The organism is Marinifilum fragile, from assembly GCF_963677365.1.
In the GTDB taxonomy this organism is placed as follows: domain Bacteria; phylum Bacteroidota; class Bacteroidia; order Bacteroidales; family Marinifilaceae; genus Marinifilum; species Marinifilum fragile.
In genome coordinates, this window is record NZ_OY781962.1 from 2824343 (window position 1) to 2837883 (window position 13541).

Annotated in this window: 12 protein-coding genes; 1 reads left to right on the forward strand and 11 read right to left on the reverse strand. The window is 35.7% G+C overall.

Annotated features, from left to right (window positions below; all coding sequences use genetic code 11):
• Positions 1-128: 128 nt before the first annotated feature.
• The 11 genes from ACKPCA_RS11210 to ACKPCA_RS11260 form a co-directional block, all read right to left on the reverse strand.
• Positions 129-2192 (reverse strand): M16 family metallopeptidase, encoded by a 2064-nt coding sequence (locus ACKPCA_RS11210; protein WP_321279201.1) that lies wholly within the window; start codon positions 2190-2192, stop codon positions 129-131.
• 46 nt (positions 2193-2238) lie between these two features.
• Positions 2239-3564, reverse strand: coding sequence for a M16 family metallopeptidase (locus tag ACKPCA_RS11215; protein ID WP_321279202.1), 1326 nt, complete (start codon positions 3562-3564; stop codon positions 2239-2241).
• A gap of 249 nt (positions 3565-3813) precedes the next feature.
• On the reverse strand, positions 3814-4365 hold the full coding sequence (locus tag ACKPCA_RS11220) for a 2-oxoacid:acceptor oxidoreductase family protein (RefSeq protein ID WP_321279203.1): 552 nt from the start codon (positions 4363-4365) through the stop codon (positions 3814-3816).
• A 34-nt stretch (positions 4366-4399) separates the two neighbouring features.
• Complete coding sequence (locus ACKPCA_RS11225) at positions 4400-5173, reverse strand: thiamine pyrophosphate-dependent enzyme (RefSeq protein WP_321279204.1); 774 nt, start codon at positions 5171-5173, stop codon at positions 4400-4402.
• A 3-nt stretch (positions 5174-5176) separates the two neighbouring features.
• Positions 5177-6262 (reverse strand): 3-methyl-2-oxobutanoate dehydrogenase subunit VorB, encoded by a 1086-nt coding sequence (locus ACKPCA_RS11230; protein ID WP_054716275.1) that lies wholly within the window; start codon positions 6260-6262, stop codon positions 5177-5179.
• A 52-nt stretch (positions 6263-6314) separates the two neighbouring features.
• Complete coding sequence (locus tag ACKPCA_RS11235) at positions 6315-6542, reverse strand: 4Fe-4S dicluster domain-containing protein (protein WP_054716272.1); 228 nt, start codon at positions 6540-6542, stop codon at positions 6315-6317.
• 193 nt (positions 6543-6735) lie between these two features.
• Positions 6736-8067, reverse strand: coding sequence for an aminotransferase class I/II-fold pyridoxal phosphate-dependent enzyme (locus tag ACKPCA_RS11240; protein WP_054716270.1), 1332 nt, complete (start codon positions 8065-8067; stop codon positions 6736-6738).
• Positions 8068-8356: 289 nt separating this feature from the next.
• On the reverse strand, positions 8357-8878 hold the full coding sequence (locus ACKPCA_RS11245) for a flavodoxin (protein ID WP_054716267.1): 522 nt from the start codon (positions 8876-8878) through the stop codon (positions 8357-8359).
• Between the two features lie 51 nt (positions 8879-8929).
• Complete coding sequence (locus tag ACKPCA_RS11250; protein ID WP_054716264.1) at positions 8930-9622, reverse strand: hypothetical protein; 693 nt, start codon at positions 9620-9622, stop codon at positions 8930-8932.
• A gap of 62 nt (positions 9623-9684) precedes the next feature.
• Positions 9685-9834 (reverse strand): hypothetical protein, encoded by a 150-nt coding sequence (locus ACKPCA_RS11255; protein ID WP_157471332.1) that lies wholly within the window; start codon positions 9832-9834, stop codon positions 9685-9687.
• Between the two features lie 68 nt (positions 9835-9902).
• Positions 9903-11963, reverse strand: coding sequence for an acetate--CoA ligase family protein (locus ACKPCA_RS11260; RefSeq protein WP_321279205.1), 2061 nt, complete (start codon positions 11961-11963; stop codon positions 9903-9905).
• 272 nt (positions 11964-12235) lie between these two features.
• Between ACKPCA_RS11260 and hydE the strand changes: the two genes are divergently transcribed.
• Complete coding sequence (hydE, locus tag ACKPCA_RS11265; protein WP_321279206.1) at positions 12236-13327, forward strand: [FeFe] hydrogenase H-cluster radical SAM maturase HydE; 1092 nt, start codon at positions 12236-12238, stop codon at positions 13325-13327.
• Positions 13328-13541: the final 214 nt, after the last annotated feature.

Consider the following 13541-nt stretch of genomic DNA (forward strand, 5'->3'; position numbering starts at 1 on the left):
ATTTAAATTATTTTTCTAAAATTTAGTTCTAAGTAAATAGAACACTATCTAAAAGCCTTATTCAAAAAGTCTTCATGCAAAAAAAGAGGCTACAATTGCAGCCCCTTTAAATATATTATCTGATCTTATTAGTTAAAAATTGCATCATCCACACCTTTGTTTACAAGCAATTCTTTAATGGTTAAAGGCATTTCCTGTGGTCCCATCTTTGTAATGGTTTGGAATGGAAACTTCACGCCATCAACTTCTTTGTAATCCTTGTACAACATGATCATGCTCATGCCTTGTTGCTGTGCAACGGTCTTAACTTTCAAACCTGTATTGGCATTAAAGAAATCAAATCTTGAATTTCCTTGTGGGTCTTTAATTTCCAGTTTATAAGCTTTTTCACCATCTACTTTCTCAGCACCAACAAGTTCCATTTCATAACCTAATTTCTCCATAGATAGTTCAGGACACATTTGTGCTTGTTGTTTAAATCCAACCAATTGTGCTTCATTGGCTGCCATTTCCTGCCCCTGTGCAACTACTCTACCTGCAATCCCATTGTAATACATTGCTTGCATTACCTGGCCATTCATGGTCATTTTCATACAGAATTTCTCATTATTTTTCTGTGCCGTCTCAACATTAATGCTCATTGGACCCATTTTCATTTCTCCTTTGATGCTAATGTCTTTTACAGCTTCCCATTTATCTCGACCTCCAATTGCAGCAACGTAATTTTCAATTACTGATTTACAGGTCAATCCTTCTGGAATAGCATTAGGATCTTCTTTTACAATATCACCTTTGTAGTCATATTCTTCAACTTCGCCATCAGAATCTAACTTTGCCAATCGCATTTTGTATTTTTTATCACCAACAACCAGGTAAACTGCGTTGTTAGGATCAACATACTTTTTAGCCATTGCCTGAACATCTTCCAAAGTAACTTTATCTAATTTTTCAAGATAAGTTGCATAATAATCAGAAGGCAAGTTGTAACGTTCAATAGCCATTGCAAATCTTGCAATAGTACCTGGATCTTCAAGAGATCTGGCAAAGTCACCTGCCATAGTTGCTTTGGTCATATTCAAATGATCTTGAGTCAACTTCGTATCTCTGATTCGATTCATTTCAACAACCATTTCCATTAAAGCGCTATCAGTTACTTCAGCTTTAACTTCTGAGCTAGTGTAAAAACCACCAACCAATCTATCTGAATATAATCTAGAGCCTGCACCGTAAGTATATGCTTTATCTTCACGCAAATTTTTCATTAATAATCCAGAAAAGCCACGTCCTAACATTGCATTCATAACTGATGCTGGAATTACATCAGGATTACCTTTCTTCAATTCAAATGAATTATAGATTCTCACCAAAGACTGAGGAGCAGCATCTTTATTTGCCAATACTACACGCTTACCTTCCATTTTGCCAGGCATTTCATAAGAATGACTTGGAACTTCAGTATCTTCCCACTCTCCAAAATACTTTTTAACCAACTTTTTAGCCTCTTTGGTAGTAATATCACCAACAATTGCCATTAATGCTTTATTTGGCTTAAAATAGGTTTCATAGTACTTTTTACAATCCTCTACCGTAATACTCTTAACAGTCTCTTCAGTTACAACATCTCCGTAAGGGTGATTTGCAGGATAAAGCACTTTGCTTCTCATATTTCCTGCCATTGACTTAGGATCTGTTTTATTGGCTTCCAAACCTGATAAAGTTTGTTTTACAATTTTATCAAATTCCTCTTGTGGAAAAGTTGGATTCAACAACACATCAGCCATCAATTCAAGAATTTGTTCCTTATATCTGGACAAACCACCAGCATCAACTCCTGATGAAGAAACTCCTAATTCAGCACCAATAAAATCAATTTCATCAGCAATTTGCTTTGAAGATCTTGTTGCTGTACCACGATCAAGAAGTTGCCCCATAATCGACAAATAACCAGCCTTGTCACCTTCAGCAATAGGATCATTTAACAACGAGATTGCAAAACCAACTTGAGGTAACTTATGGTTTTCAACAACCAATACTTTCATTCCGTTTTTAAGGGTAAAACTATCGTAATCACCCAATTGTACTTTTGGAGCCGGACCTGCCTTAGGAGCTTTTGTTCGGTCAACCTGAGCACTAGCTGTAAATACAAAACATACAACTACAACAAGTGCAAAAAATCTATATAAGTTTTTCATTTTCATATATTTTCTTTTCTGGAAATTTCAATTAAGAACTTCTATATTATTTCTGCTTTGGTAAGTAATACAAAACAACTCTGTTCTCTGGAACAAAATACTTCTTAGCAACATTTCTAATGTCATCTTTTGTTACAGCAAAATATTTTTCAAGCTCCTTGTTTACTCTTTCTGTATCTTTAAAATAAGTATAAGAAGTAGCAAGGTTTTCTGCACGATCGGCAATCGTTGCATTAGAACTTACAAGCTCGTTCTCAATTTTGTTTCTTAGCTTTTGGAATTCTCTATCTGAGATTAATTCGTCTCTTACGACAGAAAACTGTTTGTCCATTTCATCCTCTAAAGCTTTTGGATCTACTCCCATGTTTGGAATACCAAAAGCAAGGGTCAAACCTGGATCCTCATAAGGCATTGGGAAAGCCATTAACTGAATTGCTTTTTGTTGGTTATCAACCAGTTCTTTGTAAAGACGAGAGCTCTTTCCATCAGTCATCAATTTTGATAACATATCCACTGCATAAAAATCAGGAGTCCCTACTGCAGGAATGTGATATGCTTGAATAACTGCAGGCAATTGAATATTATCAAATACTGTATCTCTAACCTCAGCAGTCTTTTTAGGCTCTTCAATATTTGGGCGGTAGATTTCTTTGGTTCCTTTAGGAATTTCAGCAAAATAATCATTTACTAGTTTTTTAGCTTCCGCCTTGTCAAAATCTCCACAAATCGTTAATACAGCATTATTTGGCACATAAAACTCCTTGTAAAAGTTCATGAAGTCCTCATCCTTTGCATTACTTATGTGTTCTTCATCTCCAATTGGAGTCCAACGATATGGATGCTTTTCATACGCATGAGCCATTGTTTGAGGCAAGATTGTACCATAAGGAGGGTTATCATATCGCTGCTTCTTCTCTTGAATTACAACACCTTTTTGGGTCTTAATTCCAATTTCTTCAACTTTTGCATGCAACATTCTTTCCGACTCTAACCATAAGCCTAATGCCAATTGGTTTGATGGAAGCATTTCAAAGTAATAGGTTCTATCAGTAGAAGTATTCGCATTCAATTCACCACCTGCTCTTGACACATATTTGTCATATTGGTGACGAGGAATATTTTTTGTTCCTTCAAACATTAAATGCTCAAAGAAATGTGCAAAACCAGTAAGTTCAGGATTCTCGTTCTTCGAACCTACATGGTACATTACGGAAACTACAATGTTTGGTGTAGTATGATCTTGTTGCAAAATAACGTGCAAGCCATTGTCCAAATCATACTCTTCGAACTCAATTTTTCCATTTTGGGAAAAGCCACTTGCCAGACCAAATACAACTAGCAATGAAAGTAGTAGAAGCTTTTTCATCATCATTTGATATTGTTTTACATTATTAATTGGATTCTATTTGAATCTAAAAACTGCTAAACAATATTAATTGATTAAATCTCCAATATCAATTTTTTTGGATAAACTACGTTTTAACTCGATAAAACGATGTATTAAACTGTTAAACCTATTTAACTGAACAAAACAGTTAAAATTTGTTAATAATTTAATGTAAAAAGAGGAGCTCTAATGAACTCCTCTAAACTTATGAAATGTATGTTATGTCTGTTTTGATTACAGCACTTGAACATTTTCAACACTATCGATTCCTTTTTGAATTGCTTCAATATTTAGAGGAATCAATTTGTGGTGACGTTCTGGTAAAGATTTTTCCAAACCTTTCTTAACATTTTCAATTTTAACAATAGGCTTCACATTTAAGAAACCTCCTAATATAATCATGTTAAAAGTTTTAGGATTCCCCATCTCAGCAGCCAAAGCAGCTCCATGAATCTTAAAAATGTTAATATCTTTTCTTTCAGGATGACGAGTGATACCATTTGGATCATACAATAATGTTCCTCCTGGTTTAACATCATTTTCGAATTTATCCATCGACTGTTGATTAAGAATGATAGCTGTATCAAACTTCTTCAAAACAGGTGAACTAATTCTGTCATCACTTAAAATTACTGTTACGTTAGCAGTACCTCCACGCATCTCAGGACCATATGATGGCATCCACGAAACTTCCTGATCTTGCATAATACCTGAGTAAGCTAAAATTTTACCCATTGAAAGTACACCTTGACCACCAAATCCTGCAATGATAATTTCTTCTGTCATTTTTTTACAGTTTTTATTGATTTAAAATGGAGTTCTATTCATCTTTTAATGTACCCAATGGATAATAAGGGAACATATTTTCTTTCATCCATTCATTTGATTGAGTTGGAGACAATTTCCAACCTGAAGAACAAGTTCCAACAATTTCGATGAAAGAAAGACCTTTTTTCTCTCTAGTATTCTCAAATCCTTTACGGATAGCTTTCTTCAACTTTCTTACTGCACCTGCAGTTTCCGCTGATTGACGGGTTACAAAACGTGTACCTGGTAACAAGCTAACCATTTCACTCATCTTCATTGGGAATCCTGTTGTAGTACAATCACGTCCGTAAGGAGAAGTTGCAGTTACCTGATTCTCCAAAGTAGTTGGAGCCATTTGACCACCGGTCATACCGTAAATTGCATTGTTTACGAATACAACTACAATGTTTTCTCCACGGTTACAAGCGTGAATAATTTCACCACATCCAATAGATGCCAAGTCACCATCACCTTGATAAGTAAAAACATATTTATCTGGCATTAAACGAGAAGTAGCTGTAGCTAATGCAGGAGCACGTCCATGAGCTGCTTGCTGCCAGTCAATATCTATATAATTATAGGCTAATACAGAACAACCTACTGGCGAAACACCAATTGTCTTATCCTGAATATCCATTTCCTCGATAACCTCAGCAATTACCTTATGAATTACACCATGTGTACAACCTGGGCAATAGTGCATTTCGTTATCTAGAAGAACATCGGTTTTCTTGTAAACCAAGTTCTCTTCACTAATAATATTATTGATTTCAGTTGTTGCTGTCATAACTTATTTTCCTAAAATTTTTTCTTCCAATGCTTCCACAACCTCTTCTGGTGTTGGAATAATTCCACCATAGCGTCCGAAGTGTTCTACTGGAACTTTACCTTCAACTGCTAGTCTAACATCTTCGACCATTTGACCAGCACTCATTTCTACAGATAGGATACCCTTAACCTGTCCCAACATTTCCTGAATTTGTTTTGTTGGATAAGGGAATAGAGTTATTGGACGTAACAAACCAACTTTAATACCTTTTTCTCTTGCTAGCTCAATTGATTTTTGGCAAATTCTTGCACTTGAACCATAAGCTACGAATAAGTATTCCGCATCGTCACAGGCAATTTTTTCGAAACGAACATCGTTTTCTTCCATTGCTCTGTATTTAGCTTGAAGTTTGTGATTGAACACTTCTTGCTTTGCAGAATCCAAATCCAAAGAAGTTGAAATATTACGTTCACTACCAGCTTTCTTACCATTAGTTGCCCATGATCCTGAAATCTTCTCGATTTCTTCATCTGTCCAACGTGGTTTGTAATCAGACAATTCTACCTTTTCCATCATCTGACCGATAACACCATCAGATAGAATCATTGCTGGATTTAAGTATTTAAATGAAAGCTCAAACCCTAAGTCAACAAAATCGTTCATTTCCTGAACTGAAGCTGGAGCCAAAACGATCAATTTATAATCACCATGACCACCACCTTTTACCGCCTGGAAATAATCCGACTGAGCAGGTTGAATAGTTCCCAAACCTGGGCCTCCTCGTACAATATTTACAATTAATGCAGGAAGTTCAGCACCTGCCAAATAAGTAATACCTTCTGCTTTCAAACTAATTCCCGGACTAGATGAAGAAGTCATTACTTTCTTACCGCAAGAAGCTCCACCATAAACCATGTTAATAGCAGCAACCTCACTCTCAGCTTGTAGAACCACCATACCAGTTTCTTCTGCTGGCTTGCGGATCATTAGGGTCTCCATAATTTCGGATTGAGGAGTAATTGGATATCCGAAATATCCATCGCAACCACAGCGAATTGCTGCTTCTGCAATTACCTCATTTCCTTTCATTAAACGAACGTCTCCCATTACGAATATTTTTTATGAATTTTTCAGATTTTAGTAATAAGTACTTATTGTACTAGCTAGCCTTGGCTCTGTAAACCGTAATTACAGTATCAGGACAAACCAAGCCACAGCTTGAACAACCAATACAAGCATCTGGATTGGCCATATGAGCATAATGATAACCTTTACCATTTACTCCTCTTGCCAGTTCGATAACCGCTGTTGGACAAGACACTACACAAAGTCCACATCCTTTACATTTTTCGGTATCAACTACAATAGCACCTTTAAATTTTGCCATAGCATTTATAATTAAAAATTAAATGTTTTTACACTCTAAAGGTAACAAATTAAAAGCAATACTTAAGTTTTCACTTTCAATTTATCATCCCGTTAAATCAACTGAATTTCAACTCCTTACACCTAAACACTAGAATTTACAATCAGTCTAAATAATATAATCCATTAAGGATTAAAACATTATATCTTTTTCTTTAGCTTAACTTACTTTCCAATTGATGATGCTTTTCAAACTCTTTTAATCTGAACTCAAGATCTTTGAATTGATCACGAGAAATTTGAGAAACACATGCTCTTAGTCCTTCTTTTAAACTACCTGTTTCGTTCAAACAAATTGCTGAAATTCCATAATACAATAATTCTTTGTTCAACTCAGCACCTGTCATTCCCGGATATGAAACCGTAAAATAGAATCCATCAGCCAATGGAACATTTACATCAGTATCATAAACCAACTCAAAACCATTTTCAAGAAACATTTTTTTCATGATTTGAGCTCTTTCACCATACTCTTTCACATCATTGATAAAATCAAAACTTCCTTCGTTTGCAGCTTTCAACATCGCACATAAAGCATATTGTGCAGAATGCGCTGTTCCTGAGGAAAGTGTATAAATAATTCTATAGATGATTGTATATCCAAACTCACCAGTTCCACCGAATCTTTTCTTAAGATTTTCAAACTTGCGATTATACAATTTATCTGAAATACAAAGTAAACCAATTCGCTGACCAGCATAACTAAATGCTTTTGAACTCGAAATCATCAACACATAGTTGTCTGTATAATTTGCAACACTTGGCTGATAAGGAGCTACACCTGGTTTACCTAGATCCGAACGGAAATCCATAGCAAAATATGCCAAGTCTTCCATCACGATCGTATCATATTTATTAGCTAGCTCGCCAATAATTTTAAGTTCTTCTTCGTTAAAGCAAATCCATGCCGGATTGTTAGGATTTGAATAAATCATTCCAGCGATATTGCCTTTTGAAAGGAATTCTTCTAATTTTTCTCTTAGTTTTTCTCCTCTATAATTGTATACATCGAACGATTCGTATTTCTGTCCCATAACCTCCAGCTGTGTTTTCTGCACAGGAAACCCCGGATCGATAAACAATATTGTATCTTTTTTAGGGTCACAATTTCCAATTGCCATGAAAGTTGCATATCCTCCCTGCATTGAACCTACAGTTGGAACAATACCATCCGATTTGATATCGATGTTCATAAAATTCTTCACAAAGCGAGAACCTTCCTCTTTTAAAGCTTTAACACCTTCTAACATTGGATATGCTGAAGCCGCTCCTTCTTCTAAGGCTTTTTTCTCTGCCTCTATACCTACTTTAGCAGGTTTTAAGCCAGGAACTCCCATCTCCATTCTAATGAACTTCTCACCACTTTCCTCCTGAATTAAATTTACAACACGAACGACATCACGTATTGTTGCCTCAGCCATATTATTGATTCCGCAATACGCTAACTGTTTATCAACGACTTCTTTATTTATGGGGGTGTTTTTCATCTCACTTTGTTTTTGTGGTTAAGGTCAATAGCTGGTAAGTATTTTTAGCTTTTTCAACTTAATATCTTTCAATTTTTAAGTATCTACTATTACTCACCTTATTAATTCCATGCAATTTTACGAATTTTAATAACAAATTAAAACATCAAACTCTTATTTGATTGCAATCTAAACAAAGAAATCGTTTTAAATGTTTCAATTCGTCACATTAAGGGTTCATTACCTTATAAATTAAAAGAGGCTGATCGGAATACCGTCAGCCTCTAATATTTTTTACTCTACTAGAATATTATTCAAACTCAGGAAGAATAACGTCTAACCATTTCTGTACTCTTTCTTCAGTAAGGTCTGATTCGAAATCTTCATCCAACGGCAGGCCAACAAACTTACCATCAACAAATGCTCTTGATTCATTAAACTCGTAGCCTTCGTCACTAACTTGACCAATTATTTCGGCTCCTGTAGGTTTGATTGCCTCAGCTAAATCTCCCATTGAATCCACAAAGAAATCAGCATAAGCAATATGATCTCCTAAACCGAAAAGAGCAATTTTTTTACCTTTCAGATCTAAACCATTTAGCTTTGGTAAAAAATTATCCCAATCATTTCCAGAATTATCAGATGACCAAGTGTGTTTTCCAAGAGTTGAAATTCCCATGATGATATTTGAATACTCCGCCAATTTTTCAGCATCAGTTTCTTTAACCAAATGAACTTCAACTTTTTTAGTAGTTATCTTTTCAGCTACAATTTTAGCGACCTTATCTACATTTCCGCCTTCAGGTCCGTAAAACAATCCAATTTTACTCATAGGACAATATTATTTGTTAGTGTGTTTCTTGTTTCTTCTACAAAGTTAAAACTATTTAGCACTTTTCAAACTTGCAATAGCAAGCAATACGCCCAAAACTATACCTAATACCGCTGCAAATAAAACTTGAAAATCTGGGGGCAACAAAAAGGTTATGGTATGAGCTGGAATCCAGAAAAATGGGATTGTCTTTTTGAACACGAAGTTCCATTGAACATCCCAATTCAAATTCACAAAAATGTTTGAAAATTTGATCGGACGTAACAATCCTGCTACCGTTCCACCATTGTTAACAATATGAGTATCGGTAATTTTATGCAGTGTCATCATTATTGGTGCATAAATCAGGTTCATGAATGCACTAATACAAAATGCTACCAATAATTTATTCGCTGAGAATGGTTGTTTCATGGCCTCAACAGCTCCTTCAACTCCAAGATATGATAAGAAAATTGGTGTACCCGTAGCAAAAATTACAAATGCAAGCTTAATGGTTAATCCTAAGAATCCCCATACAATAGCACGAGGAATCACACCAAATCCTTTTTGATAATAATTTCCTGTACGAATTCTTAATCCAATTACTTCACCAATGGTTGCCAAAATTGCAAACTTGATAAAGCTGGTCACCATACCATGTTCTTTGTTAAAATCGATATAAAAATCGAAAACAGTTTGAGATACAAAAAATGGCAAGAACAACAATACGAATCCCAGCCAAAAAATAACATCCTGTTTTTTCATTGTCTATTATTTATTTGTTTATTGAACACAAATAGCATGAGAACTCTCCCATGCTATTGTATTTATTTTTCTGATTGCTCTGTATAATTTTCAAGACCTTTAAAGAATCCTGTCTTCACTTCTTTCCATTTTATAGCTATCCCTATTAAAAGGATAATTACAAAGCTGATTAACATTTTCTCATTCTTATTCAGATCTTTCCACTTTCTCATCGCAACTATTTTTAGATAAGATGTTAGTAATAATAAATCTCATCACTAACATCCATAATCTGTGTCAATTATTCTTTTTCTATTCTGATACGAGCATCAACAGCTGTTACCGCATCTTTGTTACCCAATAGTGGGTTCAAGTCCATTTCGAAGATTTCGGGAGCAACTTTCATTAATGCTGCCACGCGAGTTACTGCTTCGGCAAAACGATCTTCGTTCACTGGCTCCTGACCTCTTACTCCTTTAATGATTCCGTAAGAGTTCAATCCTTGAATCATTTCGTGAGCTTCCTCAGTTGAAATTGGAGCAAGAGATGCTTTTACATCTTTTAATACCTCGATAAAGATACCTCCCAAACCACACAATACCATGTGACCAAATTTTTCTTCACGCTTCGCACCGATGAACACCTCAGTACCGCTAAGCATCTGAGCCAACATCACAGCATAAGTATCTTTAATCTGCATCATTCTCTTGAACTCAGAACGAACAGTTTCCTCATCTTTCACATTCAAGGTAACACCACCCACATCTGATTTGTGAACTGGCCCAACAACTTTCATTACCAATGGGAAACCAATTTCTTTTGCCAAAGCAACAATTTCTTCTTCAGTATCAGCAACACCTTCCTTAGCACGTGCAATTCCTGCAGCGTCTAACAAGTTGTGAATTTGCTCAGGACTTAAATATCCGTTATCAGCCTCGTCAACAATTTTGCGAATTCCAGCTACATCAACATCTGGCATTGCAATTTCTTCTGGCTGTGGTTTTGGTGTATTGTACACTTTCGCCAATGCGTTACCAAATACTACCTCATCAGGAAAGTTGATTCTACCTTTAGCTAAGAAATGTTCAATCTCATCCTTCACATTAATCACGGATGGAAGAATTGGATAGATCGGCTTTTTACACTCTTTCATCTTCTCATGAAGCAGATCGTATACATCATAAACTGGGAACAATCCAGGGCTACCGAAAATTACAGCCATTGCATCGATGTTATCAAAATCATTTTCACAAGCATCGATGATATCACCCAATTGCTGAGCTGTTCCTGTTGCCAAAAAGTCGATTGGATTTGAAACGGAAGAACCAGCGTACAATTTCTCTAATAAAGCATCAGCCTTAGGACCTTCGATGTGAGGAACGTCCAAACCATTGTTTGAAAGTGAATCTGTCAACATTACTGCAGGACCACCAGCGTGGGTAATTACAGCAACATTCTTGCCTTGCAACTCTGGATGCATAAAAATTGATGCAACAGTTGCCAACTCTTCACGACCGCTACAACGAACGATACCAGCTTTCTTGAACAATGCATCAACAGCAACATCAGAGCTAGCCAAAGCACCAGTGTGAGATGAAGCAGCACGACTACCAGCTTCAGAACTACCTGATTTTATAGCTGCAATCTTACATCCTTTACGAATTAATGATGAAGCATGCTTTAATAACATTTCCGGCTTGTCAATATTTTCAATGTACAAAAGCTTAACCTTCGAACTGGTTTCAGGATCGAAGCTTTCATCCAAGTATTTCAAAATTTCTTCAACACCCATTTGTGCTGAGTTACCTACCGAATAAACGCTAGAGAATGACAATCCTTTCGGAACACCAGATTCCATAATAAATACTGCAGTAGCACCCGATCCTGAAATAAAATCACATCCTTTAGGATCTAGACTTGGAATTGGAGTAGTGAAAACACCATTATAGTTAGAGTTTAATACACCAACACAGTTAGGACCAATTAATGAACCACCAACTGAATTTACTGTATTAACAATTTCTTGTTCAAGTTTAGCACCTTCTTCATTTTCTTCGCTAAAACCAGCAGATAGAATAATAAATGCGCGAGTATTTCTTTCTTCTGCTAAAAATTTAATGGTAGAAGGGCAAAATTTAGCTGCGATTGCCAAAATTGCAAGATCTACATTTGGCAAATCCTTAGGATCTTTAAATGATTTAATTCCTTGTACTTCATCCAATTTTGGATTTGCTACATAAAGCTCGCCTTTGAAATCTCCATCGATAAGGTTTTTTAAAACCTTTCCACCTGGCTTTTGCACATCGTCGGAACCACCAACTACAACTATACTTTGGGGGTTAAGTAATTGTTCGTTTATCATTTTTTGTTGTTTATAATTTTGCGATTTTGCGACAAATATAGTAATAATCTGCTCCTATTAAGCTGATTTATCAAACAATCCGTAAGTAAAATTCATTTTTTTGCTTATTGATATTGTTATTTAGAGGCTAAGCTATCTTGTTTTTACTCAAACGTTTTCGAATCGCATCATATTAAGATTTAAGAGTATTTTATTCCAAATTGTATCCAAGGGTACAAAAAGCTAGAATTTTATAAGTATTTTTGTCCGAGAAAATACAGATACAAAATCAGATGTCAAAAAGTATTCAACAAATCCTAGAGCAAGATTCTTTAACAAAAGAAAATATAATCCAATTATTAAAATCCACTGGAGAAGATGAAAAAGCATTGTTTGCCAAATCATCTGAAATAAAGCTTAATTACATTGGGAAAAATGTTCATTTCAGAGGTTTGGTTGAATTCTCGAATATTTGCAAGAAGGATTGTTTATACTGCGGCATTCGGGCAGGCAACAAAAATGTTAACCGTTACGACATTGCTGACGAAGAAATTTTAAAGGCCGCAAAATTTGCCTACGATAATAACTATGGTTCTGTAGTACTTCAATCCGGGGAAAGATCGGATAAAGCATTTGTCGATAGAATAGAAAATCTGCTAAAGGAGATTAAAAAACTCAGTAACAATGAGCTTGGTATTACCATTTCTTTGGGTGAACAAAGCAAAGAAACTTACCAGCGTTGGTTCAATGCAGGAGCTCACCGATACTTACTAAGAATTGAATCGAGCAATCGTGAATTGTATGAAAAAATTCATCCAAAAAATGAAAACCATGCTCACGAAACAAGGTTAAAATGCCTGAAAGATTTACAGGATATTGGTTACCAAACCGGAACAGGTGTAATGATTGGCATTCCATTTCAGACTTATGAAGATTTGGCCAATGACTTGCTGTTCATGAAAGAGTTTGACATTGACATGGTAGGCATGGGCCCCTTCATTGAGCATGATGAAACTCCCTTATACGAATATCGTGATCAACTGATGAGTTTGAATGATAGGTTCAGGTTAACCCTTAAAATGATTGCCGTATTACGTATTTTAATGAAGGACATCAATATTGCATCGGCAACAGCTCTGCAGGCTATTGATCCACTAGGAAGAGAAAAGGCCTTAAAGATTGGCGCCAACATCATCATGCCAAATATTACCCCAACAAACGAAAGAGCAAACTATCTGCTTTATCAGAACAAACCTTGTATTGACGAAGGTGCTGATGATTGTACAAACTGCATGGAAGCAAGAATAAATATGGCAGATGGAGAGATTGGATATGGAGAGTGGGGAGATTCAAGACACTATGCAAAAAGAAGGAAAAATTATTAAAAAAGAAAAAGCACAATTCAATAAATTCTAATTGTGTTGATTGTCATTCAATATACCCGTAGAAGTTTCCCTGGCACATTGTTCGACTTATAATGCCGCTTTTGAATTTAAACAGATATGTTAATCGAGTGGAAAAAGGCCTATGAAATTTCCAGGATCATTGCCATTCGACAAAAAACGGATTTTGAACTTAAAAACTGCATTTCCAGTGAGA